The sequence below is a fragment of the Saprospiraceae bacterium genome (assembly GCA_026129545.1).
Taxonomy (GTDB): Bacteria; Bacteroidota; Bacteroidia; order Chitinophagales; family Saprospiraceae; genus M3007.
This window is the reverse complement of the sequence record JAHCHX010000001.1, coordinates 2,653,976-2,677,904: the sequence shown is the minus strand read 5'-3', so window position 1 is coordinate 2,677,904 and position 23,929 is coordinate 2,653,976. Positions and strand designations below refer to the sequence as shown.

The window sequence follows — 23,929 nt, the reverse complement described above, 5'->3', positions numbered from 1 at the left end:
AAAACTAGTAGAAACTTTTTGAAAAAATATTCGCTCTGTTGTTGTGCGAACAAGCGGGAGTTTCGACACCTGATTTTAAAAACAACTTTCACACAAAACGTTTTTGCCAATGAATGCATTTTTATCACTTGGCCGCTGGCTTTTTCCCGTTCCATTTGCCGCGTTCGGACTGATTCACCTTCTCAATGCACAGGTCATGGCTGACAATGTGGTGCCCGCCTATATGCCCGCGAAAATAGTGTGGGTATATCTGTCTGGTCTTGGACTTATCGCGGCAGCCGTGAGTATGTACTTGGGCAAGTACGACAAATTGGCCGCCACACTGTTGGCTGTTTTTCTGCTGTTTGTGATTCTGATGGTGCATCTGCCGGGCGCCATGTCGGGCGGAGAGGGCGCACAAACCTCTGTCTCCATGGTGCTAAGGGATTTGGGCATGATGGCGGGCGCGATGATATACGCGTTGCACCTTGCCATAGACCGCTCGGTGGTGGGGTAAACGACCGCTGATGAACGAATGTATGGAACACGGGTGAAATGGCTTGGATGGGCGCTCCCGCCAATGTCTGTTTTGTCCGCGTTGCTTTTTCACTCGCTTTGCCGATGCGCTCCAAAATAGGGCAAAGCCAAGTCTTTTTCGGCCACGATGACTTGCGATAGGTCTATTCCCCAATCAATTTCGAGCGAAGGGTCGTCGAAGCGGATGCCGCCTTCGTGTGCTTTTGAGTAAAAATTGTCGCACTTGTAGAAAAACTCCGCCGTCTCGCTCAGCACCACATAGCCATGCGCCATCCCTCGCGGCACCAATAGTTGGCGCTTGTTTTCCGCGCTCAGGCGAATGCCATACCACTGCCCGAAGGTAGGGGCATCGTCCCTCAAATCCACCACCACATCGAGCACCTCGCCTTCGAGCACGCGCACTAATTTGGCTTGCGCCATCTCGCCTACTTGATAGTGCAATCCTCTCAAAACGCCTCGCGTGGAGCGGGCTTGGTTGTCCTGCACGAACTGCATGAGCACACCCGCCTCTTCCCAAGTGCGTTGGTTGTAACTTTCAAAAAAATAGCCTCGCTCATCGGGGAAAATGCGCGGCTCGAAAATGATGAGGCCGGGAAAAGGTGTTTTTACGAAAGGCATTTGATTGGTTCGATTAAGACGGTTGATGCGTATTGAGCCGATTACCTGCCCGGCCATGTGCGGCGGAAGGAGTTCGGTTGTGTGCCGATTGTTATTTAACCTGTCTGGCGATTTGGCACATTTTCACGCTCTCGTCACCTTGCTTTCCGTCATTCCCAATGCGCGTTCGCGGCGACGCTGCACGCCCGCTGTCACCAGGATGCTGATTTCATAAAGTAGATAGAGCGGGATGCCGACCAGCGTTTGCGACACCACATCGGGTGGTGTGATGATGGCCGCAACGATAAGTATGGCCACGATGGCATAGCGCCGGAAGCTGCGCAAAAACGCGGGGCCGACCAGTCCAATCTTTGCCAAAAAATAAGCCACGATGGGCATTTCAAAAATCAGCCCCGTGGGTAGTGTGAACATCGTCATGTAGGTGACGTATGAGTCGAGCGTGGGCGACATGACCACGCCGTCGAGCGTGTAGCCTGCCAGAAAGTTGATGGAAAAGGGCGCTATCACATAGTAGCCGAACAACACCCCTAAAAGGAAGAGCAGCGAGCAGATGGCTACCACGCCGCGCACGGCGCGGCGCTCTTCGTCGAGCAGCCCGGGGCTGACGAATTTCCAGAACTCCCAGAAGATAAAGGGGAAGGCGCCGATGAATCCCAGCCAGAACGACACATAGAGGTGCTGCATCAATACTTCGCCCAACTGTCGGGGCAATATCTCGAACGCTACCGGCTTGAAGCACATCTTGTCGCCCAGCCCCACCGTGTGAGAGAGCGAGCACATAGCCTTGTAGGTGGGGAAATCGGCGTGGCGGGGGCCAAAAATCAGGGTGTTGAACACCAAATCCTTATTCATGAAAGCTACCGTACCCACCACGGCGATAGCCAATATGGAGCGCAAGATGTGCTTGCGCAGCTCGGCGATGTGCTCAAAGAAGGACATTTCGCCTCGTTCTTTTTGCAGGCGCTCGGTTTCGTGTTGCTGGTCGAGTGGCATGGTGGATGTTGTGTTGAAAAGCGGTCGTCACGGCGTTCGAACGGGCGGGCAAAGGTAAAGTTGAGCAGAATAATTCGGCGGCCTAAACGCTGTGTTTGGCCGCGAGTTTTGCTTGTGCGCAAAGATTTAACACAATGAGCGCCTTGCAGTCACGTTTATTCGCCATTTTTGCGGCGTTTTTATCCTCTACTTTTAACAATACTCGTTTTTTTTTCACAAAATCCGATTATACAATCAATGAGAAGTCTCCTGCCTTTGCTCTTTGCGTTGCTGTTTTTGAACACGCTGCGCGCTCAACAAGATGGTAGTTATTTTGAGATGGGTTTTTTGTTGGGACTGACCAACTATTCGGGTGATTTGGCGGAAAAAGCCATTGAGCTTAAAGAAACCCAGCCCGGCTACGGGCTTTATTTTCGCTATCACTTCACGAGGTATTTTTCCGTCAAGGCACACGCCTACTCAGGCTCGATTTCGGGCGACGATGCCAACTCCTCTGTCTTGAATTATCGCAAGCTGCGCTTTTCCACTTCTCTCATTGAGATAGGTGCGGTGGGGGAATGGAAAATACTTGGCAGAGAGCGATACACGAACACCGGGATTCACAATTTTTTCATCACTCCATATCTGTTTGGCGGGATTGGCTACACTTTTACTGATGCCAAAGCAGAATTTTACGGCACGCCCGCCGAAGGAGAGTTGTACTTAAAAACATTCCCGCCGGAGGAGGGGCTGCGCAAGAATTTTCTCTTGGCGCCGGTGGGTGTCGGGGTGCAGGCCGATGTGCTCGAACGCCTCGTGCTTGGCGCCGAGATTGGCTTCCGCCCTGTTTTTTCCGACGACTTGGACGGTATTCGCATCAACGGCAACCCCAACAAGGGCGACTGGTACTATTTTGCGGGCATTACTTTTTCGTTCATCCTGAGCGACCCTGAAAAAAAGCGGCACAAGCGCAGTTTTTAATGATTTGTTTGCTGCTTCGGCCTTTCAACTTTTGGCGCTTGCATACCTTTGGCCGCCTCTGTTGAAAGGCCGAATTTTTTTTCTCCATGCAAAACGAATTGCTGCTTGGGTTCATCGTGCTGTATATGCTCGGCACCTTGGCCATTGGCTGGTGGGCCTCACGGCGGGTAAAAACGACCGCCGACTTTGTGGTGGCTGGCAAGCGCCAGCCCCTTTTCATGGCTTCATGTGCCCTTTTTGCCACATGGTTTGGCTCCGAGACCGTGATGGGCGCGTCTTCGGAATTTGCGCAGCACGGCTTGCTGGGTGTCATCGAAGACCCTTTTGGCGCGGCCCTGTGTCTGTTGCTCGCCGGGTTGTTGATTGCCCGCCCGCTTTACAAACTCAATCTGTTCACGTTCAGCGATTTTTTTCGATTGCGCTTCAACAAAGCCGCGGAAGTTACCTCGGCGTTTTTCATGGTGCCATCGTATTTTAGTTGGATTGCGGCGCAGATAGTGGCGCTGTCCATCGTTCTTCAGGCTGTTTTCGGCTTGGAGCGGGCTTTCGGTGTCTTGATTTGCACCTCGCTTGTTTTGATTTACACTTATATCGGCGGGATGTGGTCGGTGACGATTACCGATTTCGTGCAGACCATTGCCATCATCATCGGGCTGGTGGCCTTGACGGTTGATTTGGTGTTGCAAGTGGGTGGTTTTGAGCAGATGGCCGCGGTGGCGCCCGAGGGTTTTCTCCAGTTTTTCCCAGACCCGAAGGCGACCGACATCATCGCATGGTTTGCGGCTTGGATGACGATTGGCTTGGGCAGCATCCCGCAGCAGGATGTGTTCCAACGGGTGATGGCTGCCAAAAACGAGCGCACCGCCGTGTGGTCTTGCTATGCTTCGTCGGTGATGTACCTCACGATTGCGTTCTTGCCGTTGATTATTTGCTACTGTGGTCGGATGCTTTACCCACACCTGCTGGATGACGATGCGCAGATGATGTTGCCCACGATGGTGTTGCAACACAGCGGCTTGGGAATGCAAATTTTGTTTTTCGGGGCGCTTTTGTCGGCGATTCTCAGCACTTGCAGCGGGGCGATGCTTGCCCCTGCGACAGTAGTGGGCGAAAATCTGGTGCGTCCGCTCTATAAAGATGTCACCGACGCGCAGCTGCTTCGCATCATGCGCCTGTCGGTGGTTGGGGTAGCTATCGTGACGGGGAGCATGGCTTTGATGCGCAGCAACATCTACGAGTTGGTGGGCGAATCGTCGGCGTTGAGTTTGGTGTCGCTGTTCACGCCGCTCATTGCTGGTCTGTATTGGAGAGGTGCCTCGGCCACGGGGGCTATCGTGTCCATGATAGCGGGCATGGCAGTGTGGCTGCTAACTGTTTTTATCTTGCCGGAAGAACCAACCGACGAACAGGGTGTTTGGTGGCACATCCCCCCGATGCTCTACGGCTTTGCGGCGAGCATTGTGGGCATGGTGGTGGGTAGCTGGTGGCGACCAGAGCGGCGGGTGGATGCGATGGGCAGCATCACGGCGATGGCAGAACGAGTAAATCAATAGCCCATGTCCCCGTTTTTCAGCCTCAGGGGAGCATGGGTCAATCAAATAATCATGGACAAACGCCGAACATTGATATTACAATTGGAAGTTGTCTGGTGGGTAGCCACCCTTTTCGTCGCGTGGGCGGTGCTCTACCCCATCCGCAAGGCGATGCACGTGTGGCCTTTTGAGTGGTGGAATGTGGCTTTCGTCATCGTGTTGATTACGCTTTCGCGCTACATTTTTTTGTTGAAACACACGTTTTTGGCCAAAAAGCAAATGCTCAAAGTGGCGCTCATGTTGCTGATGGTGCCGCTTGTGTTTATCCTAATCAATGGGCTGCACTCGTTCATGAATTTTGTCGAGGAAAAAACCTGGGACCCGCTCACAGGTCATTTGCCACCTGACGACAAGCAGGCGATTGAGCATTATATTTGGGGAGAAATGCTTTTTTTTGGCGCGGGCAGCATCATTTCGGCACCCATACTCGCTGGTAGGCTGCTCCTTTCCATCTGGCGCACCCACAATCGGGGCACGGTGTGACGGCAGGGAGACGAACAATTTGATGCCGCACTGGGCAGCCTGCTAAAATTGACGATTTCTAAACTTGGCGCTTACGCACTGTTTGCCGCATCATATTCGGCACCGAATTGTTTACCTTTATCCCACGAAGCCCACCAAATTTTGAGTTTGTTTATGGAAATAAAAGAAAAAATGCCTGCCACCACGCACTCGTTGGAGGAGCAGTTTCAGGCAAAAATTGACGCAGACATTCGCATCGAGCCGAAAGATTGGATGCCCGATGCCTATCGCAAAACGCTCATTCGCCAGATTGGCCAGCATGCCCACTCCGAAATCGTGGGGATGCTCCCAGAGGGCAATTGGATAACGCGCGCCCCCTCGCTCAAGCGCAAAGCCATCCTGCTCGCCAAAGTGCAGGATGAGGCGGGTCACGGCCTCTACCTTTACGCCGCCGCCGAGACCTTAGGGGTCGGTCGAGACGAGATGATTCAAGAATTGCACAGTGGCAAAGCCAAATATTCCTCCATTTTCAATTACCCCACGATTACTTGGGCCGACATGGGTGCTATAGGTTGGCTGGTGGACGGTGCGGCCATTTTGAATCAAATACCTATTTGCCGATGCTCTTATGGCCCTTATGCCCGTGCGATGGTGCGGATATGCAAAGAGGAAAGCTTTCACCAGCGCCAAGGCTTCGAAATCCTGCTCACGCTCGCCAACGGCTCGCCCGAACAACGCGCCATGGCCCAAGATGCCATCAATCGCTGGTATTGGCCATCGGTAATGATGTTTGGCCCCTCCGACTCGGATTCGACACACAGCGAACAAAGCATGCGCTGGAAAATCAAGCGCTTTAGCAACGACGAGTTGCGGCAGCGATTTGTGGACATGATTGCGGAGCAGGTGAAAGTGCTCGGGTTGACCATCCCCGACCCTGATTTGAAATGGAATGAGGAGCGCGGTCACTATGATTTTGGCCCGATTGACTGGGAAGAGTTCTGGAATGTGGTGAAAGGCAATGGCCCATGCAACAAGCAGCGCATTCAGACCCGCCGCAAGGCTTACGACGAGGGGGCTTGGGTGCGCGAGGCAGCGTTGGCCTATTCAGAGAAAAAACGTCGGCGCGAGGAAGAGCGGCTGACCACAAAAGCCGCGTGACGGTTGGGCAGCTCGCAATATGAAATCGGCCATCTCGCACAATCGAGATGGCCGATTTCCTTTGGAAGCAATGCAACAACCTTCTATCCCCCGTTTTTCACCAATCGGTTGTGCTCATCGGGGAAAATGGCGATGGGGCTGAACAGTTTGGCTTCTTCCGGTGTCATCAGCGCGTAGGAAATGATTATCACAACGTCACCGACTTGCACGCGCCGGGCAGCGGCACCATTGAGGCAGATGACCCCGCTGCCGCGCTCCCCGCGGATAGTGTAGGTCTCGAAGCGCTCGCCGTTGTTGTTGTTCACGATTTGCACCTTTTCGCCTTCCATGATGTTGGCTGCCTCCATCAACTCCTCGTCAATGGTGATGCTGCCGATGTAGTTCAAGTCGGCTTGCGTGACGCGCACGCGGTGTATTTTGCTTTTGAAAACTTCTATGAACATGGTGTGTCCTTTTCAAAATTTTGGTTGGATAAAAACAACCAGAGGGTGCTTTTGGTTGGGCAAATGTAGAGCCTTAGACGGGTTTCCTACCCCTACGTTTCAGAGTTTTGCAAAGCAGCGGGCGTTTTTGAGGTTCCCTCGAAGAGCAATTTTCTCGTTAACCTACCGTTTTTGCCCCAAAATTGACCAAACCATGCAAAAACGCTTACTGCCCTTCCTCTTTTCTTTCTTCACCTTCGCCCTCTCTGCCCAAGTAATGGGCAACTACGGGGAACAACAAAAGACCTACCAGAACATCAATTTCAGCGCACAATATCGCGGCGTGGCAAAAGCCGCCACTTTCATCGGCGACAACCAGTTGGAAATCACGCTCAACGCCCTTTCCAACCAAAAAGCAAGCTCGTACACGGCCATTTTCAACCTGCTCCAACTCGGCAAAACCGCCGACGAAACCAACTCCCTTCTCAATAACAGGCTTGGCGGCTTCCTCGCGGATTTGAAAAATATGGGCATTCCCGCCGACGACATTTATGTGGACATGGTCAATTTTTTGCCCAAATACGAATACGACATGACCAAAAAACTCTTTTCCAAAAAGACCTACACCGAAATCCCCAAAGGCTTCGAGCTGCAAAAAAACGTTCACATCCGCTACACCGACCCGTCGCTGCTCGACCGCATCGTGACCGCCGCCGCCAAGCAGGAAATTTACGACATCGTGAAAGTGGATTACTTCGTCAAAGACCCCAGCGCCGTCTATTCCCATTTGCGCGAAACGACTTTTGAATACCTCAAAAAAATTGAGAATCAGTATAAAAGCCTCGGCATCCACCTTGACTCTGCCTACCTCGTCACTGCCGAAAACGCATGGGTGGCCTATCCCATCAACCGCTACGAAAAGTATCAAGCCTTCAGCGCTCAACGCCTCGATGCCGACGAAAACAGCAAAATCACCACCGTTGACAAACCCATTTCCCGATTCTACAACGCAGTGCCCGCCAACGACTACGACATTGTCGTCAATCCCGAAATTCTCGAGCCGGCGGTGCAATTTTCCTACAACCTCGTGGCGCGGTTTACCCTTCCACAACGGAAACCGCTTGAAAAAACCATCTTGAAAAAGGAATTCATCATGGTCACGCCCAACGGTGAGGTGAAATCCCTCAAAATTGAGTGAACCTCTTTCAAAGTCGGCTTTCCGGCTTACCTTTGCGCCGCTTTTTCAGCATCAGAATTTTGGCATTCTGTCGGAATCCGTCCGCTTCACGAGGGAAATCGCGGTGTACGCGCGCTTGGATTGGACGGACTCCGAAAGAACAATAGAGGAAATAAAGAATAACGTTCAAAGAAATGCGCCGCACGAAAATCGCCGAGCTCCTTCACATAGACCCGCCAACTGGCGGGATGGAAGTTTTGGTAAAAGGCTGGGTGAAAGCCTTCCGCAACAATCAATTTATCGCCCTAAACGACGGCTCCACTTCGCAAAACCTGCAAGTGGTGGTGGATTTTGAAAATACCGCTCCAACCACGCTCGACCGCATCAAATTTGGCGCGGCCATCGGCGCTCGCGGCCAACTTGTCGAATCGCAGGGGAAAGGCCAAAAAGTGGAAGTGAAGGCCAGCGAAATCACCATATACGGCGACTGCAACCCAGAAGAATTCCCGCTTCAACCCAAGCGACAATCGCTCGAATTCCTGCGCGAGCACGCCCATCTGCGCTTCCGCACCAACACTTTCGCGGCAGTGTTTCGCATCCGCCACGCTTTGGCCTACGCGATTCACAAGTTCTTCAACGACAAGGGTTTTTACCATCAGCACACGCCCATTATCACGGCTAGCGATGCCGAAGGCGCGGGGGAGATGTTTCAGGTGACGACACTGCCGTTGCACAAAATCCCCCGCACCGAAAGTGGTGAAATCGATTTTTCGCAAGACTTCTTCGGCCGCGCCACCAACCTTACTGTGTCCGGCCAATTGGAAGCCGAACTAGCGGCACTCGCGTTGGGCGAGGTTTACACCTTTGGCCCCACGTTTCGCGCCGAAAACTCCAACACCACGCGCCACCTCGCCGAGTTTTGGATGATAGAGCCCGAAATGGCCTTTTATGACTTGGAGGAAAACATGAACCTCGCGGAGGAAATGCTTCAATACGTCATTCGTTATGCGTTGGAACACTGCGCTGATGATTTAAAAATATTGGAAGACCGCCTGATAGAGGAAGAAAAGACCAAGCCACAAGACCAGCGCAGTGAGATGAGTCTGACCGAAAAATTGCGGTTTGTCATTGATAATCACTTCGTTCGACTGACCTACACCGAGGCGATTGATATCCTGAAAAACTCCAACCCGAACAAAAAGGGCAAGTTCCAGTTCCCGGTGGAAGGGTGGGGCACCGACTTGCAAAGCGAACACGAGCGGTATCTGGTGGAAAAACACTTCAAAAAGCCTGTTATCCTGACGAACTACCCCGCTGCGATTAAGGCATTCTATATGCGGCAGGATGAGGCAAAAGAAGGAGTGCCCGGCCCGACGGTGGCAGCCATGGACATCCTATTTCCGGGCATCGGCGAAATCGTGGGCGGCTCGCAGCGCGAAGAGCGACTGGAGAAATTGCAAGCCCGCATGAAAGAGATGCACATACCCGAAAAAGAACTTTACTGGTACTTGGACACTCGGCGTTTTGGTTCTTGCCCTCACGCAGGCTTTGGCCTCGGCTTCGAGCGACTGGTTCAATTCGTGACGGGCATGACCAACATCCGCGACGTGATTGCGTTCCCGCGCTATCCGGGCAACGCGGAGTTTTGAAGGCGGCGAGGCGCGTGGAAGTCATCCGGGTTTATAGTTTTTAACATTTTTTGAAATTTTTTTTGTGGCAAACGTGACGGAATGGACGAAAAAACGTCTGAAATCCGCCTTTTTCGAAAGAAAATGGAAAAAATTTTCCACACCCCCTTGCGCTCGGCATTAAGAAAATCTTAAATTGCACCGTTTTTCAAACTAATCCGCATGAACGCTAACCCAAAATCAACCCTTCGCTAATCCTTATTGCCGACCCGAACTGTGTTAATTTGACTGTGGCGCTTTTCCCTTGACACCGATTTCCCACCCAGCCCAACCTTGATGAAAGCGATAGTAATACCAACAGTCAAGTTATTTTCTAACAAAGATTTGCGAATGAGCGACTTACACACAAATTTGACGTTGCCGTCCAACCCCGATAACGTAGCCAAAGTAGAACCTTTCGTACACGACGTAGCAATCCGCTACAATCTTTCTCCCGATATTCAAGGAAATATACTTGTCAGCCTCACGGAAGCAGTCACCAATGCGATTCTGCATGGCAACCAAGCTGATGGCAACAAGTGCGTGTCCATTTCTTTGCGCCGCCAAAAAGACGCACTTTCGATTCGTGTTTCGGATGAAGGCGCTGGTTTCGACCCCGCGTGCGTGCCCGACCCCACCACATCCGAATGTATCGAAAAATGTGGCGGTCGCGGCCTCTTTCTCATGCGCCATTTGAGCGACGAATGCAAGTTTATCCGCAACGGCAGCACAGTGGAAATGCGCTTCAAACTCTGCTGATTCTCAAGAAATTATTTTCAACATAAGGCCTCCGAAGTTCAAGTCAACTTCGGAGGTCTTGTCTTTGGTCGCCATGCAATTTCCAGAAATAGACAGCCCCGACATCTCTCGGCAGCCTATCGAGTTTTTTTTCGACGACGTGGTATTTAACTTGCCTGAAGAAGCTGCTCTGCGCGAATGGCTCATGGGAATCGCCCAAGCAGAAGGCAAGCCCATCGCCGAGGTCAATTTTATTTTTTGCTCCGACGAACAATTGCGCCACATCAACGTGGAATTTCTCGACCACGACTACTACACGGATATCATTACGTTTGATTTTAGCGACGATGAAGCGACCATGCGGGGAGAGATTTATATCAGCTCGGAGCGCGTGACGGACAACGCACGCGAGCATGGTGTATCATTCCTTCAAGAGCTATGCCGTGTGATGGCGCACGGGGTGTTGCATATTGCCGGATATGGCGACAAAACCCCTGAACAAGAAGCGAAGATGCGAGCGAAGGAAAACTATTATTTGAACGACATCAAAGCCCTGATTGACTGAGCGCGAGAGGCGCTTCGCACACTACCGGATATTTTCAAATTTGCCACGAAGTCACAAAGAATCAAAGCAAAATACTCATTGATTTGCCGCATTTTGTGCCTTTGTGCCTTTAAAGTACAAAAATAATGTTATCCAGTAGTGTGGTGTTTACACCCCTGCGCAAGGGTTGCGAGGTTGACACGCTAAGAGACTGTTTGAATTTACAAAAACGGTGATTTGAGTATTGGGAGTCAGCCAGAAAAAGAAGGTATTGTGGTGTGAAAAAACGCTACTCATCTTCTCTGACTGACACCCAATGGAAGTATGTCGAAAACAAACTTCCACAAGAAATGCTCAAACGCAAGCGCAAATGGGCGTTGCGCCTTTTGTTTGATGCCATCCTTTATGTGCTCAAAAACGGCATTGTGTGGGACGATTTGCCCAAGGATCTCCCCCGCACGACACCGTATATTATTACTTCAAAACTTGGCGAGACGGCGGTGTTTTCGAGTTGTTGAACCTTGAAATGAGCGGCGATTTCCGCCAAAAACAAGGGCGGGAACGTTCCCCCAGCGCGGGGATCATGGATTCGCAAAGTTCAAAAACTATCGCCATTAGCCATCAAGAGTCCGGTTTTGATGCCGGAAAATTGGTCAAAGGGCGCAAAAGACACCTCGTAGTAGATGTTTTGGGCTTGGTTTTGGCGGTTTTTGTCCATTCGGCCAATATTCAAGACCGCGATGGGGCAAAAATGCTGCTCCAACGTTTGTTCGACAACCGATGGGATTTTCCCCGTCTGAAAGTCTTTTTCGCCGATGGGGGGGTACGCCGGACATTTGCTGAGTTGGGTGGACAAAACTTTCAAAAAATTGAACTAGGTTTTGAACATAGTCAAACGAAACGAACCCCACAAATTCCAAGTCCTGCCCAAACGATGAGTCGTCGAAAGAACCTTCGAATGGCTGACTTGGTCGCGTAGACTTTCAAAAGATTATGAACGACGAACTGAATCTCCTGAAGCCTTTATTCATCTCGCTATGATCCGAATTCTGGCTATCAGATTAGCAAAAAATTAAAATTCAAACAGCCTCTCAAAAAGCATGAAAACGATTTTCGATTCTCGATAGGAAGTTGTTTGAGAGCGCGAAGTAACGAAGAATCGAGCGCCTCCCCCATTTTTTCACCCCCATCACTACCTTTGCCACATGGAAAACAGCTCGCACCACGAGGCACCCATTCCGCCTCACCGCTTCCTGCTGGAGGAGATACAAGCATTGCAAACCTTTGAGAAACAAGTGCTTGAAAGAGTGAACTACTACATCTGGCACAACCAGACCGAGGCAGGTACCATACCTCACCGTTTTTTATACGCAGTGGAGCTCCTGTTCGACGGAGGGGAGCCGCTTCTCCTTTCTTCGGGCGATGATTCGGAAGCCATTCGACTGCTCACAGCGGAGGCGCTGACGGAGACAGCCCGCAGGCTACAACAGATGCACGGCAAGCCAGTCATGCAGCGTGCCGTGGCGGGCATCCAACCGCTTTGGCGCGAAGTGGTGGGCAAAATGCTGGAACATATCCGCCTCACGCGCGACGAAGAAGGTCTCTATCTCAACGACTCTATATTGCTCGACTTTGGCGAACACCGTGTGCTGGTGTATCTGAGCGAGCGCGAGGGACTGTTGGCGGCTACTTATTAGACACGCCCATTCCATTTCACACATTCCCGCCGCATCTTTGCGCCTATGGCCCGCATCCTGCTTATCGAGACCGCTACCGAAGTTTGCTCCGCCGCTGTTGCCGTCAATGGCGAAGTGACAGCCATCGTCGAAGAACCACATTCACCCCATCACGCGGCACTGCTCACCATGCAGGTTCGAGCGTGTTCCGAGCGTTCAGGCATCCCGTTGGAGGCGTTGGATGCCGTGGCGGTTAGTCAAGGCCCCGGGTCCTACACCTCCCTGCGAGTAGGCGCTTCCGTGGCAAAAGGCATCTGTTTCGCGCTCGACAAACCTCTCATTGCCATCAACACGCTCCTGTCGCTCGCATGGGCAAGTCGCCAATATATCGCTGATATGCCCAACCCTATTTTCCTCCCTATGCTCGATGCCCGGCGACAAGAGGTTTGGCTGGCTGCCTACGATGCCGACCTGCGGGAAATAGCGCCCGAACAACCGCTCATTTTGGAAAACGATTTGTTTGGGAAGTATTTGACTGACCATTTCCCTTCGCTTGATGGCGCTGTGCTTGTGGCAGGAGGAAACGGTAGTCAAAAACTCGAAAATGTGCCGATGCCTGAGAATACGGTTTTTTCGCCTGTGAAAAATTGTTCGGCACGGCATTTGTCCGAGCTCGCGGAGCGGTTTTTCCAAAATGCTGAATTTCAAAACACAGCGTATTTCGAGCCATTTTATATGAAAGCGCCCAACATCACGACTTCCTCTAAGGCGCTGTTTTAGCAAAAAATGCACTCCGGTTTCAATTTGTTAAATCCGGCGATTGTTTTCGTCAGGCTATCAAGGGTTTTATGTTTTAGGGTAAATTTGTATGTCAGTTTTTAAGAAGGAGAACTGGCACAATTTTGGAAAGCAGTAACCCATCAAAATCCGAGTTTATTATCCTTTCAAAACATTTAGTATGAGAAAAGCAAACGCCGAAACGGTCGCGTTGAAAAATGGGAGCAACATTCCCCTCGATTACATGGAGCTGCGCAAGGCCGCTCTTGTGCTTCGTGCAGTGAATCACAAACTGCGCCAACGCATCATTGACCTGCTCGAAGAGAACAAAACTCTGACGGTGACGGACATCTATGTGAAACTTCGACTCGAACAAAGCGTGGCCAGCCAACACTTGGCTATCCTGCGGCGTGCGGGCGTGGTTCGCACCGACCGGCAAGGCAAGTTTATCTTCTATTCGTTGGACAAAGAGCGCCTCAGTCAGATTTCCTCCTTGGTGGAAGAACTCGCTGCTTAAAAGCCATTTAGCAGATTTTCAACTCGATAGATGCTGTACATTGTCCCGCACAGCGGGACGGTGTGCAGCATTTTTTGTTGGTTCGAGAAACCTTTGATAAGTAGTGGGGGGGAGAGGGATTTTTGAGTTGAACATAGAATCAATGAACCCAAAGCAGCCCATCTTCCCTCCGCCTTTTACCTTACTAGACTAGATCTTTTATGTTGGTTCAAAAAATTATTTCCTCCGGGCACTTGCACACCCGGAGTTTTTATTTGAATCTTTGCATCATTGTACCGATACAATGTTGCAGTCCCAATGACCCCCAATGACCCCCAATGACCCCTAATGCCCCCTAATGACCCCCAATGACCCCTAATGACCCCTAATGACCCCCAATGACCCCTAATAACCCCTAATAACCCCCAATGACCCCTAATAACCCCTCAATGACTTAAAATCACATTATGAACATCCTCCTCCTCGACAACCTCGACTCGTTCACTTACAACCTTGCGGACTTTTTCCGCCAGCTCGGTTGCAAGGTCACTGTCTTTCGCAACACCGCCAACCCAGAGACCATCGCGCAGACACCATTCGACCTCCTCGTGCTTTCCCCCGGCCCCTCCGTGCCGCGCAAGGCAGGTAATTTGCTCAAAATCATCGGTCGGTTTTACCGCGAAAAACCCATCCTCGGCGTGTGCCTCGGCCATCAGGCGCTCATTGAGTTTTTTGGCGGCACCTTAGCGAACATTGCCCCCGTGCACGGCAAATCATCTCCCATTCAGCACGACGGACGAGGCATCTTCACCGGGCTGGAGCAAGATTGCCGAGTGGCGCGCTACCATTCATGGGCTGCCGACACCGTGCCGCCTGAACTCGAAATCAGCGCCCGTGCCCACGACGGCACGGTGATGGCAGTGCGCCACAAACGCCTGCTCATCGAAGGCATCCAATTCCACCCGGAATCGGTGCTAAGCATGAAAAATCAAGTCGGAATGCGGATGCTCCGCAACGTGGTGGCAGGCCGACTCTCCGCTGGCAATCGCATCTATCACACGCTCTCTGAAAAACTGCAAACAGGGACATTGCTCAAAACAAACGCGCTTCGCGCCTTCCTCCAAGCCGTCGAGGAAGGTCAACTCTCGGAAGACCAAAAACAAATCCTGCTCGTCTCCCTCAGCCACAAGCTGCGCAATGCCAACGAGTTATGCGCCTTCATCGAGGCAATCATGGACTTCAAATCCCCAAGTCCCCACATTCCCAAATCCTCATTGACAGACATCTGCGGCACAGGCGGCTCCGGCCTGCCGCGCATCAACACCTCCACGCTGGCGAGCCTCCTGTTGGCACATTGCGGCCTTCCTATCGCCAAGCACGGCAACCGCGCAGCGGCGGGGCGTTTCGGCAGTTTCAACCTGCTGGAACGCCTCGGCGTGCCTGCCTACTTCGCTCCTGAAGAGGCCTCACGGACGTTGGAGGCCACCAACCTCGCCTTTGTGTTTGCGCCCGATGTGCATCCTATTTTCCGGCACTTTGCGCCCGTTAGGGCAAAAATCGGCGTGCCAACCGTGTTCAACGTGCTGGGGCCATTGGTCAATCCCTATCTGCCAGAACGACAATTCATCGGTACCGCCTTCGCCGACTTGATGGAGGTGATTTTTGAAACAGCCATCCAAATGGGCAAACGCCACGTCATCGTCGTGCGCGGGCAGGATGGCTTGGACGAAATATCCGTGAGTGCCCCGACCCGCGTGTTGGAATATCGTGACGGCGAAAAACGCGACTATGAAGTTTCGCCACGAGATTTCGGTCTCTCGCCCCTGCCATTCGAAGCCGTGAGCGCCGCCAACCCCGAAGAATGTCTGCAAATCGCTCAAGCCATGCTCGCGGGCATTCCGACGACAGAACACTACAAATTGGTGGCGGCGAATGCGGCATTCGTTTACACCAAATTTGTGGAAACCATACCCCTGCCAGAAGCCTACGAAAAGATGGAGCGTCTGATTTTTGAAGGCGCGATGGGTGAGGTCTTGGAAAAATACCTGGAATGCACGGAAGCAATGTCAGAACCCGTTTGAACGGCATGAACGATGACCTAACCACCTACTACGACCGACGCGCCACCGAGTACGAGGCTATATACGCCAAACCCGAGCGACAGGCCGATTTGATGGCCGCGACGCAAGTGCTGCAAGCCTTTTTTAAAGAAAAAGAAGTCTTGGAAGTCGCCTGCGGAACAGGATATTGGACAGAAAAAATCGCCCAGACCGCTCGCTCCATCAAGGCAACGGACATCAACGAGAGCGTCTTGGAAATTGCTCGACACAAGCGGTATCCAAACCAAAATGTCGCCTTTGAGGTCGCCGACCTCTATCAACTAAATCTGCTCAGACCCTCGGAAGCCCTGTTTGGAGGGTTTTTGTGGTCGCACATTCCGTTGCAAGCGTTGCCCAAGTTTATTCAAAAAACAAACGAATTGGTTGCGGCAGGCGGCACGGTCGTGATGATGGACAATCGCTACGTCGAAGGCAGCAGCACCCCCATTTTCAGCCGCGACGAAACGGGGAACACCTACCAGCGACGACAATTGCAAAATGGCGAGACCTACCTTGTTTTGAAAAATTTCCCCAATCAAACTGACCTTGAAAACGCCCTTCAAGGAAAATGCTCGACACTGCAATGCATTCAATTTCAGTATTTTTGGATAGCGGTCTGGCAAACCAACACCCCCATCGTGGCATGAGTATTTTAGAAAAAATAGTCGAGTCCAAAAAGCGCGAAATCGAGCGGTTGCACGCGCAGCACGATATACGCGAACTGCAAGAGCTGGTGGCTCAAAATCATCCGAACGCTCCGCCGCGTTTCTACCAAGCCTTCGCCGAAACCCGCGCACGGGGCGAGCATTTTTTCATTGCCGAATTCAAGCGCAAAAGCCCCTCCGAAGGCTGGCTCGACCACGACGCGGACTTGCCCCCCCAAGTGTGTGCCTACGCCCAAGCAGGCGCGAGCGCCATTTCCGTCCTGACCGACGAGCCGTTTTTTGGCGGCTCCTACGCCGACTTGAAATTAGCCGCCCAAACCCTCCACCTTTTACCTTCTTCCACCCTCCATCCTCCACCTTTGTTATTGCAAAAAGACTTTATTCTCAACCCCATCCAAATCTATCTGGCCAAACTGCACGGAGCGGACATCATCCTGCTCATCGCGGCCATTTTGGAGCCGGAGCAATTGGGTTATTTGAAAAAAATAGCTGAATCACTGGGTATGGGCGTGCTCGTAGAGGTACACGACGAGGCAGAACTGGCAAAAATCCAGCACCTTGATTTTCCGGTCTTGGGGGTGAACAACCGCGATTTAAAAACCTTTCGCACGGCGCTCAACCGGGTCAACGTGTTGAAAAAACAGGCGGGCGGAAGATTCGTCGTTGCCGAATCCGGCATCCGCGACTACCGTGATTTTCAGGCCGTTCGCCACGCCGATGGCTTTTTAATTGGGACGGGACTGATGCGAGCAGAAAAATTGCCGACTCGATTTGAAGCTCATTTTCAAGGCCGAGGGAAGTTTCTTTTCAAGGCCTGTGGCATCCGAACGCCGGAAATGCTGACTGCTTTTAGTGACGGGTTGACTTCGAGTCAACCCGTCACCAAAAACTCCCCTGACTTCATCGGCCTCAATTTTTCCCCCGTAAGCCGCCGTCGGGTGGATGCCGAAACCTGTGAGATTTTGAAAAACTCACAGGTTTCAAACGCGGTGGCTGTTTTTTACAAAAACACCGAAACCGACATCCGCGAGACACTCGAAAAATACCCCCTCCATGCCGTCCAGTTGTATGCCCACGAGGTGTCGCCGGAGTTCGTGCGCAGCCTCAAACAGCGAGTCATGCTCGCCATGTCAATACGCGAAACGGCTGATTTGCAGCAACTTGAACCTTTTGCTGCCGACGTGGATTTTTTCATCCTCGACGGAGCCACGCCAGGCAGCGGGCAGCGCGTTGGCGCAGCGATTCCAGCTGGTTTTCCATATCCGTTTTTACTGGCAGGCGGCCTCAACGAGGAAAATCTGGAAGTCATTTTGAGCTATGAAAATTGCCTCGGCGCGGACATCGCATCGGGCATTGAAACAGATGGGCAGGTAGATGTGGGGAGAATACACAGAATCGCGGAGCGGCTGTCAGATTTGAAAGAAATTGTTGAAAAAAAAATTTATTTGGCAAAATAGCCTCTACCTTTGCCCCATCATTTACCAAACCCGGTACTTGTCCGCCCTGGACAACAAGCCTTTCCCAAAAAGGCTTTGCCCCATGAAGGCCCGCCAAAGGCTGGCCGCCGCGTACGATTCCGGCCAATTCAAATTCATGTTATTCAAAGATTTATCGCTCATTGAGCCGCTTCTTCGCGCGCTCGAAACCGAGGGCTACGAGCGCCCCACGCCTATTCAGGAACAAGCCATTCCCCCCGTCCTTCAGCGCCACGACCTCTTGGGTTGCGCCCAAACAGGGACTGGCAAAACCGCCGCTTTCGCCCTGCCGATTCTTCAGATTCTGCACGCTGAACGTACTGCCGCGGGCCAACGCGAAGGCAAACGCCCCATCCGTACCCTCATCCTTACACCCACCCGCGAACTCGCCATCCAAATCGGCGAAAGCTTCACCGCTTACGGCCGAAACGCTGGGGTGCGCAACCTCGTCATCTTCGGAGGCGTGGGCCAAACGCCCCAAACTGACGCGCTCAAACGCGGCACCGATGTCCTCATCGCCACCCCGGGCCGTCTGCTCGACTTGATGAACCAAGGCTACGTCTCTCTGCGTGACATCGGCATTTTTGTGCTCGACGAGGCCGACCGAATGCTCGATATGGGTTTCATCCACGACGTGAAAAAGGTTATCGCCAAACTGCCGACCGAACGCCAGACGCTTTTCTTCTCCGCCACCATGCCACCCGAAATCGCGCATCTGGCTGATTCGATTCTGAAAAATCCGGTGAAAGTAGCAGTCACCCCCATTGCCTCCACCGCCGAAAAAGTGGCGCAGAAGGTGTTTTTTGTGGAGAAAAAAGACAAAAAATCATTGCTCATCCACCTGCTAAAAGACAAAACCATCACCTCCGCGCTCGTCTTTTCGCGCACCAAACACGGCGCGAACAAAATCGCGGGCGACCTTACCAAAGCAGGCATCCGCGCCGAAGCCATTCACGGCAACAAGTCGCAGAACGCCCGCCAAGCCGCGTTGGGCAATTTCAAATCAGGCAGACTCCGCGTATTGGTCGCCACCGACATTGCCGCGCGCGGCATTGACATCGAGGAGCTTTCGCACGTCATCAATTTTGATTTGCCCAACATCCCAGAGACCTACGTCCACCGCATCGGTCGCACGGGCCGTGCGGGGGCGAGTGGCATCGCACTCTCTTTTTGCGACGCTGAGGAAGTGGCATACCTGAAAGATATTCAAAAACTGACGGGCCAGCTCGTACCGGTGGAACGCGACCATCCCTTTGCCGCCGACCTCGCCGCGCCAGGCTTGCCAGAACCGCGAGGCGGGAAAGGTGACGGCAAGAGCGGCAGAAAGCAGCCCGCTCAAGTCACAAAGACTCCCGCGCCACAACGTCCCGGCACGATACCCTTGCCCGAACGCAAACCAGACACCCAACGCCAAGAGCGAAACGGACACCCCGTGCAAGGGGTTGTTGGCAGGGATGCCAACAATGGCAGAGACGGCAGGAACCCCAACAACAGCAGGGATGCCAACAATGGCAGGCAAGGCAGGGATGCCGATAACAGAAGGGCAGAAGGTGTTGTTGGCAGGGATAACGGCAGAAACAGGAACGATAACGGCAGGAGCGCCAACAACGGCAGAAACAATGACCGCCGCGACGACAATAGGCGTAATGAGCAACGCCGCGAACAATCTCAAGGCTCGCGCCGCGACGCTCGCCCTGCTCGCCGCGACGACCGCGACCGCTCGCAACAGAAACCAGCTGCCAAAGAAGTGGCAAGCATCATGCGCAATCGTTTTGCTTCCATACTGGAAGTCGCAAGTATCGAAAAACAGGCCCGCCCGCCCAAGCCGAAGCCAAACTATCGGGACCGCGACGACCGCAATCAGGACAACAAAACGGGTGACAACCGCCCACCCTTCAAAGGCGACAAGAAGAAGCGTTGGTAAGGGCGGCGATTTGCGCACAAAAAAGAGAGCGACGGGCAACCGCCGCTCTTTTTTTGTGGAGAAAAAGCGTTTTGCTCGGTTGTAACCGAGAAAAATGCAAATATTTCTCGGTTACAACCGAGCAAAATGCCTATTTTTGTGTTTAAAAAACGCTGATGCTCATTCGACGTACTTTATTTGACACCATTCTTCAACGGCTTGCGCCGGGCAAAGCAGTCATTTTGTTTGGTCCGCGACAGGCTGGTAAAAGTACTATTTTGGACGAAGTTGGGCGGCACAGCACACTCAAAGTTAGGAGGCTTGACTGTGACGACGCAGCAGTACGGTTGCGTCTGGAGGTTCAGACGCTTCCCAACCTGCAAAACGTTGTGGGAGATGCAGAGCTGCTGCTGATTGATGAAGCACAGCGAGTCAAAAACATCGGTTTAACCTTAAAAATCATCATTGACCAAATCAAAACACCTCGCCTTCTGGTATCGGGTTCATCTGCTTTTGAGCTGGCCAATATAATTAACGAACCGCTAACGGGTCGCAAGTGGGAGTTCATGCTCTTGCCTCTCTCGGCAAGTGAAATGGTGCGACATCATGGGACATTTGAAGAGGAGCGTCATCTCAGGCAACGCATGATTTTCGGGATGTACCCAGAAGTGGTGACTCATCCCGGCTTGGAGCGCCAAACACTTAACCAAATCGCTGGCAGCTATCTTTACAAGGATATTTTTTCATTTCAAGATTTGCGTAAACCAGAGCTGTTCGACAAGTTGCTGAAGGCGCTGGCCTTGCAAATTGGCAGCGAAGCGTCATACAACAATTTGGCAGAGGTAATTTCGAGTGACATTTCCACGGTGCAGCGGTATGTGGATTTGCTGGAGAAATCTTTCGTTGTTTTTCGGTTGCAAGCGTTTAGTCGCAATTTGCGAAATGAGATCAAAAAAAACCGCAAAATTTATTTTTGGGATTGTGGCATCCGAAATGCGCTGGTAGGTGATTTCCGACCGCTCGAACTTCGAAATGATATCGGAGGTCTGTGGGAGAACTTTTTGGTAGCCGAGCGAATGAAGCACAATCTGTTTCGGGAGTTTTATGGCCGTTCCTATTTCTGGCGCACCGTGAAGCAACAAGAAATTGATTATCTTGAAGAATATGACGGTCGCTTGCACGCTTACGAGTTCAAGTGGAACCCTGCCAAAGGCGCTTCTCTCCCCTCGGTGTTTTCAGATGCATATCCCGATACGCAGTTCAAAGTGATACACCCAGAAAACTACCTCGAGTTTTTGGCACCGGATGCAAAAATCATCTAAGCCCTCGCACCAGTATCATTCTTTCGATTGACTTGCGTCATTCTTTCCCCACTCGTGCAGCCAGACTTTTGTGACATCATTAAACAAAAATCACCGCACGATATGAAATTCGAATTCAACCTCTCCATGACCGAAATCATAGTTTCCTACCTGTTGATGATGCTCATCATTTTCATCGGTCTTTTTTCTGGCATGACATGGCTTTGCTTCTTGGCACTTCCCATGTTTTTGCGTGGCTTGATGGGGTGGTGCCCGCTGAAAACATGGCTGAGGCAGACAGCGCATTGAACAATACTTGTTTTTGAATTGAAAGCGGAAAAGTGCAGCGGCTGCCCTTCGCAAGAGGGGTGGCCGTTTTTCCTCGCTAACGAAACAAATTGGGGCCGTTTATCGCACTGATGACGGATTTTGTCAAAAGTTGCAACCAAGCCCTCCAAACCAATCCCTATTTTTGCCACATCCATGAAGCAGTTTTTCTCATTCATACTGGTGTGCAGCATGCTTGGCCAAGCCTCCGTCCGCACGGCTTGGACACTGCATTATCAGTGGAATCGGGCTGTGTACCTGAAAAACTGCGAAAATCGCGACAAACCCGAAATGCAATGCGACGGCAAGTGCTACTTGAAAAAGCAAATGGCCGTCAGCGAGCAGAGCGGACCCAAAGAGCCGCAGCTCCCCGAAGGCTTCCATCAAGTTCGGGATATTCAACTTTTTTTCGAGTCTGCGGCGCTTTTCCCCCGATTCTGTGCTTCGGGTTTGTTGGCCGAATCACGCCCCGCCTATTTGGAGCGGCGCTTGCCAGACGCGCCACACGCGGCCATTTTCAAGCCGCCCGCCGCCTGAGAAATCCACAGATTGACATCAGGTTTTTCACCAAACATTTCTTTTCTTATGCGAACACTGTTCATCGCGGTGGCGTTGCTGGCTATATTGCCAGGTGCGTCGGCTTGTGATGTTTGCGGTTGTTCCATCGGTGGCAATTATTTCGGCATCTTGCCGCAATTCCACCGGCACTTTGTGGGGCTGCGTTGGTCGGAACAGTCGTTCCAATCGGCGCACAGCCGCAATGCCGCAGAGGCTGGGCATTTCGACTCCGACGAGTCGTTTCGCACGGTGGATTTGCTGGGGCGTTTCTATCCGTTTCGTCGGATACAGATGCTCGTGTTGATGCCGTATCATGATTTTCGCCGCCTGGAAGGGGCCCAAACCACGCATACGCAGGGTCTTGGCGACGCATCCATCATGGCGGGTTACATCTTGCTCGACACGGGCGATAGCCTCGACAGAAAATGGCAGCACACGCTGACGCTGAATGGGGGAGTGAAGCTCCCTACTGGCGACCATAACCGCACCAGCCCGGAAGGCAAACTGCTGCACCCAAACCTTCAGTCTGGTTCCGGCACCACCGACTTCATGCTGGCCGCCACCTACACCTTGCGACGCGGCGCGTGGGGGTTCACCGCTGATGCATTGGGCCGACTGAACACCACCAACCGCCAGCATGACTATCGCTTCGGCAACCGTATCAGCGGCTCCGCCAAAGCTTTTTACTGGAAAAACAAGGGGCGTCTCACATTCCTGCCCAACGCGGGTGTCTTTGCCGACGCGGCGCAAGCCAACACGGGCGACCGCGATTTCACGGAAGGCACGGGCGGTGCCATTGCACTTGCGACTGCCGGGCTGGACGTGTACATGGGCCGTTTTTCCACGGGGTTCACTTTCCAACACCCTTTTTGGCAGCACCTCGGCGATGGGAAGGTGCATAGCCGCAACCGTTGGATGGCGACCCTCAACTACATTTTTTGAACACTCTAACCTTCGTTTTCTTAAACACATTTTTCAACATGAAAAAGCAATATTTTCTGCTAATACTCGCGCTGTTGTTTGGCGCCTTCATCTTCGATGCTTGCAAAAAAGACCATGACCACGACGACGACCTCACAGGGGTGGGCGATGTGGAAATAGAGTTCGACCACAGAGCAGGCACCGACGCGCTGGTGTTTGGTTCTGAATATACCAACGCGGCGGGCGAAAAGTTGAAATTCACCACGTTCAACTATTTCGTCAGCAACATCGTGCTCATCAAAGGGGACGGTACTGAATTCGTGGTGCCGCGCAACGATTCCTACTTCCTCGTCAAGCACGACGAGCCGAGCACCCGCGCAATCAAACTGAGCAATGTGCCAGCGGGCGATTATTCGAAGTTGCGGTTCACGATAGGCGTGGACAGCCTCAAAAGCGTGAGCGACATCAGCGAGCGGCAAGGCGTGCTCGACCCTGCGGGGGCAGCCAACGGTATGTACTGGAGCTGGAACTCCGGCTATATTTTCGTGAAAGTGGAAGGCACTTCGCCAGCCGCACCCATCGAGCCGGGTTCGGGCGAGCGCATTTTCCAGTACCACACGGGACTCTACGGCGGCTTCACCACGCCTACGCTCAACAACCTGAAAACGGTGACGCTCGACATCCCACATGGCGACGTGGCAAAAGTGCGCAAGGGACATCACTCGCCGCACTTCCACCTCTTTGTGGACATTTTGGAGATGTTCAAAAATCCGACGAACATCAGCGTGGCGAGCAATCCGACCTCGCACGGTGGACCATTCTCCAAAACGGTCGCAGACAACTACGCGGATATGTTCTCGATTGACCACGTTCACAACTAATTT

The 23,929-nt window shown here is 52.3% G+C and carries 24 protein-coding genes and 1 pseudogene; 22 read left to right on the top strand and 3 right to left on the bottom strand.

Features of this window, described 5'->3' with window-relative positions; all coding sequences use genetic code 11:
* Positions 1–109: 109 nt before the first annotated feature.
* Entirely contained in the window at positions 110–496 is a 387-nt protein-coding gene (locus KIS77_10270; protein ID MCW5922721.1) for a DoxX family membrane protein, read from the top strand.
* An 89-nt stretch (positions 497–585) separates the two neighbouring features.
* On the opposite strand, the gene rfbC is transcribed toward KIS77_10270, so the two are convergent.
* Both rfbC and tatC read right to left on the bottom strand, forming a co-directional pair.
* A complete protein-coding gene (rfbC, locus tag KIS77_10265) occupies positions 586–1,134 on the bottom strand; it encodes a dTDP-4-dehydrorhamnose 3,5-epimerase (protein MCW5922720.1) in 549 nt (182 codons plus the stop codon).
* Positions 1,135–1,257: 123 nt separating this feature from the next.
* The gene (gene tatC, locus KIS77_10260) at positions 1,258–2,127 is read right to left on the bottom strand and encodes a twin-arginine translocase subunit TatC (GenBank protein ID MCW5922719.1); all 870 of its coding nucleotides are present in this window, start codon (positions 2,125–2,127) and stop codon (positions 1,258–1,260) included.
* A gap of 237 nt (positions 2,128–2,364) precedes the next feature.
* Between tatC and KIS77_10255 the strand changes: the two genes are divergently transcribed.
* From KIS77_10255 to paaA, 4 genes are all read left to right on the top strand, one after another.
* Entirely contained in the window at positions 2,365–3,087 is a 723-nt protein-coding gene (locus tag KIS77_10255) for a hypothetical protein (protein ID MCW5922718.1), read from the top strand.
* 98 nt (positions 3,088–3,185) lie between these two features.
* A complete protein-coding gene (locus tag KIS77_10250; GenBank protein ID MCW5922717.1) occupies positions 3,186–4,640 on the top strand; it encodes a sodium:solute symporter family protein in 1,455 nt (484 codons plus the stop codon).
* Positions 4,641–4,691: 51 nt separating this feature from the next.
* Positions 4,692–5,162: a hypothetical protein gene (locus KIS77_10245; protein ID MCW5922716.1), complete on the top strand. Its 471-nt coding sequence runs from the start codon at positions 4,692–4,694 to the stop codon at positions 5,160–5,162.
* 171 nt (positions 5,163–5,333) lie between these two features.
* Complete coding sequence (gene paaA / locus KIS77_10240; GenBank protein MCW5922715.1) at positions 5,334–6,299, top strand: 1,2-phenylacetyl-CoA epoxidase subunit A; 966 nt, start codon at positions 5,334–5,336, stop codon at positions 6,297–6,299.
* Positions 6,300–6,382: 83 nt separating this feature from the next.
* Here paaA and KIS77_10235 read toward each other — a convergent pair whose 3' ends face one another.
* Positions 6,383–6,742 carry an aspartate 1-decarboxylase gene (locus KIS77_10235; protein MCW5922714.1) on the bottom strand — a complete coding sequence of 120 codons (360 nt, stop codon included), beginning with the start codon at positions 6,740–6,742 and terminating at the stop codon, positions 6,383–6,385.
* Between the two features lie 193 nt (positions 6,743–6,935).
* Here KIS77_10235 and KIS77_10230 point away from each other — a divergent pair, with 193 nt between their 5' ends.
* The 17 genes and pseudogenes from KIS77_10230 (at position 6,936) to KIS77_10150 (ending at position 23,926) form a co-directional block, all read left to right on the top strand.
* Positions 6,936–7,919: an SIMPL domain-containing protein gene (locus KIS77_10230; protein MCW5922713.1), complete on the top strand. Its 984-nt coding sequence runs from the start codon at positions 6,936–6,938 to the stop codon at positions 7,917–7,919.
* Between the two features lie 173 nt (positions 7,920–8,092).
* Positions 8,093–9,547, top strand: coding sequence for an asparagine--tRNA ligase (gene asnS, locus KIS77_10225; GenBank protein ID MCW5922712.1), 1,455 nt, complete (start codon positions 8,093–8,095; stop codon positions 9,545–9,547).
* A 369-nt stretch (positions 9,548–9,916) separates the two neighbouring features.
* On the top strand, positions 9,917–10,324 hold the full coding sequence (locus KIS77_10220) for an ATP-binding protein (GenBank protein MCW5922711.1): 408 nt from the start codon (positions 9,917–9,919) through the stop codon (positions 10,322–10,324).
* Between the two features lie 73 nt (positions 10,325–10,397).
* Complete coding sequence (ybeY, locus tag KIS77_10215) at positions 10,398–10,868, top strand: rRNA maturation RNase YbeY (protein ID MCW5922710.1); 471 nt, start codon at positions 10,398–10,400, stop codon at positions 10,866–10,868.
* Positions 10,869–11,125: 257 nt separating this feature from the next.
* Positions 11,126–11,923: pseudogene (locus KIS77_10210) on the top strand (IS5 family transposase).
* 129 nt (positions 11,924–12,052) lie between these two features.
* The gene (locus KIS77_10205; GenBank protein ID MCW5922709.1) at positions 12,053–12,544 is read left to right on the top strand and encodes a hypothetical protein; all 492 of its coding nucleotides are present in this window, start codon (positions 12,053–12,055) and stop codon (positions 12,542–12,544) included.
* 45 nt (positions 12,545–12,589) lie between these two features.
* Positions 12,590–13,303, top strand: coding sequence for a tRNA (adenosine(37)-N6)-threonylcarbamoyltransferase complex dimerization subunit type 1 TsaB (tsaB, locus tag KIS77_10200; protein MCW5922708.1), 714 nt, complete (start codon positions 12,590–12,592; stop codon positions 13,301–13,303).
* 178 nt (positions 13,304–13,481) lie between these two features.
* Positions 13,482–13,817, top strand: a complete 336-nt coding sequence (locus tag KIS77_10195; GenBank protein MCW5922707.1) for a helix-turn-helix transcriptional regulator — start codon at positions 13,482–13,484, stop codon at positions 13,815–13,817.
* Positions 13,818–14,263: 446 nt separating this feature from the next.
* Positions 14,264–15,877, top strand: a complete 1,614-nt coding sequence (gene trpD, locus KIS77_10190) for an anthranilate phosphoribosyltransferase (GenBank protein ID MCW5922706.1) — start codon at positions 14,264–14,266, stop codon at positions 15,875–15,877.
* A gap of 5 nt (positions 15,878–15,882) precedes the next feature.
* A complete protein-coding gene (locus tag KIS77_10185) occupies positions 15,883–16,542 on the top strand; it encodes a class I SAM-dependent methyltransferase (GenBank protein MCW5922705.1) in 660 nt (219 codons plus the stop codon).
* Positions 16,539–18,017, top strand: coding sequence for a bifunctional indole-3-glycerol phosphate synthase/phosphoribosylanthranilate isomerase (locus tag KIS77_10180; protein ID MCW5922704.1), 1,479 nt, complete (start codon positions 16,539–16,541; stop codon positions 18,015–18,017). The genes KIS77_10185 and KIS77_10180 overlap by 4 nt, the downstream gene beginning before the upstream one ends.
* Before the next feature lie 136 nt (positions 18,018–18,153).
* The gene (locus KIS77_10175; protein MCW5922703.1) at positions 18,154–19,959 is read left to right on the top strand and encodes a DEAD/DEAH box helicase; all 1,806 of its coding nucleotides are present in this window, start codon (positions 18,154–18,156) and stop codon (positions 19,957–19,959) included.
* 155 nt (positions 19,960–20,114) lie between these two features.
* Positions 20,115–21,260 (top strand): ATP-binding protein, encoded by a 1,146-nt coding sequence (locus KIS77_10170; GenBank protein MCW5922702.1) that lies wholly within the window; start codon positions 20,115–20,117, stop codon positions 21,258–21,260.
* A 102-nt stretch (positions 21,261–21,362) separates the two neighbouring features.
* A complete protein-coding gene (locus KIS77_10165) occupies positions 21,363–21,548 on the top strand; it encodes a DUF2892 domain-containing protein (GenBank protein ID MCW5922701.1) in 186 nt (61 codons plus the stop codon).
* A 174-nt stretch (positions 21,549–21,722) separates the two neighbouring features.
* Entirely contained in the window at positions 21,723–22,103 is a 381-nt protein-coding gene (locus KIS77_10160; protein ID MCW5922700.1) for a hypothetical protein, read from the top strand.
* Between the two features lie 48 nt (positions 22,104–22,151).
* A complete protein-coding gene (locus tag KIS77_10155) occupies positions 22,152–23,066 on the top strand; it encodes a hypothetical protein (GenBank protein MCW5922699.1) in 915 nt (304 codons plus the stop codon).
* A gap of 38 nt (positions 23,067–23,104) precedes the next feature.
* Positions 23,105–23,926 carry a hypothetical protein gene (locus KIS77_10150; GenBank protein ID MCW5922698.1) on the top strand — a complete coding sequence of 274 codons (822 nt, stop codon included), beginning with the start codon at positions 23,105–23,107 and terminating at the stop codon, positions 23,924–23,926.
* Positions 23,927–23,929 lie beyond the last annotated feature (3 nt).

Bases quoted from the DNA above. Each gene is read 5' to 3' on its own strand.
- KIS77_10270 (MCW5922721.1), top strand. From the start codon at position 110: ATGAATGCATTTTTATCACTTGGCCGCTGGCTTTTTCCCGTTCCATTT.
- rfbC (MCW5922720.1), bottom strand. From the start codon at position 1,134: ATGCCTTTCGTAAAAACACCTTTTCCCGGCCTCATCATTTTCGAGCCG.
- tatC (MCW5922719.1), bottom strand. From the start codon at position 2,127: ATGCCACTCGACCAGCAACACGAAACCGAGCGCCTGCAAAAAGAACGA.
- KIS77_10255 (MCW5922718.1), top strand. From the start codon at position 2,365: ATGAGAAGTCTCCTGCCTTTGCTCTTTGCGTTGCTGTTTTTGAACACG.
- KIS77_10245 (MCW5922716.1), top strand. From the start codon at position 4,692: ATGGACAAACGCCGAACATTGATATTACAATTGGAAGTTGTCTGGTGG.
- paaA (MCW5922715.1), top strand. From the start codon at position 5,334: ATGCCTGCCACCACGCACTCGTTGGAGGAGCAGTTTCAGGCAAAAATT.
- KIS77_10235 (MCW5922714.1), bottom strand. From the start codon at position 6,742: ATGTTCATAGAAGTTTTCAAAAGCAAAATACACCGCGTGCGCGTCACG.
- KIS77_10230 (MCW5922713.1), top strand. From the start codon at position 6,936: ATGCAAAAACGCTTACTGCCCTTCCTCTTTTCTTTCTTCACCTTCGCC.
- asnS (MCW5922712.1), top strand. From the start codon at position 8,093: ATGCGCCGCACGAAAATCGCCGAGCTCCTTCACATAGACCCGCCAACT.
- KIS77_10220 (MCW5922711.1), top strand. From the start codon at position 9,917: ATGAGCGACTTACACACAAATTTGACGTTGCCGTCCAACCCCGATAAC.
- ybeY (MCW5922710.1), top strand. From the start codon at position 10,398: ATGCAATTTCCAGAAATAGACAGCCCCGACATCTCTCGGCAGCCTATC.
- KIS77_10205 (MCW5922709.1), top strand. From the start codon at position 12,053: ATGGAAAACAGCTCGCACCACGAGGCACCCATTCCGCCTCACCGCTTC.
- tsaB (MCW5922708.1), top strand. From the start codon at position 12,590: ATGGCCCGCATCCTGCTTATCGAGACCGCTACCGAAGTTTGCTCCGCC.
- KIS77_10195 (MCW5922707.1), top strand. From the start codon at position 13,482: ATGAGAAAAGCAAACGCCGAAACGGTCGCGTTGAAAAATGGGAGCAAC.
- trpD (MCW5922706.1), top strand. From the start codon at position 14,264: ATGAACATCCTCCTCCTCGACAACCTCGACTCGTTCACTTACAACCTT.
- KIS77_10185 (MCW5922705.1), top strand. From the start codon at position 15,883: ATGAACGATGACCTAACCACCTACTACGACCGACGCGCCACCGAGTAC.
- KIS77_10180 (MCW5922704.1), top strand. From the start codon at position 16,539: ATGAGTATTTTAGAAAAAATAGTCGAGTCCAAAAAGCGCGAAATCGAG.
- KIS77_10175 (MCW5922703.1), top strand. From the start codon at position 18,154: ATGTTATTCAAAGATTTATCGCTCATTGAGCCGCTTCTTCGCGCGCTC.
- KIS77_10170 (MCW5922702.1), top strand. From the start codon at position 20,115: ATGCTCATTCGACGTACTTTATTTGACACCATTCTTCAACGGCTTGCG.
- KIS77_10165 (MCW5922701.1), top strand. From the start codon at position 21,363: ATGAAATTCGAATTCAACCTCTCCATGACCGAAATCATAGTTTCCTAC.
- KIS77_10160 (MCW5922700.1), top strand. From the start codon at position 21,723: ATGAAGCAGTTTTTCTCATTCATACTGGTGTGCAGCATGCTTGGCCAA.
- KIS77_10155 (MCW5922699.1), top strand. From the start codon at position 22,152: ATGCGAACACTGTTCATCGCGGTGGCGTTGCTGGCTATATTGCCAGGT.
- KIS77_10150 (MCW5922698.1), top strand. From the start codon at position 23,105: ATGAAAAAGCAATATTTTCTGCTAATACTCGCGCTGTTGTTTGGCGCC.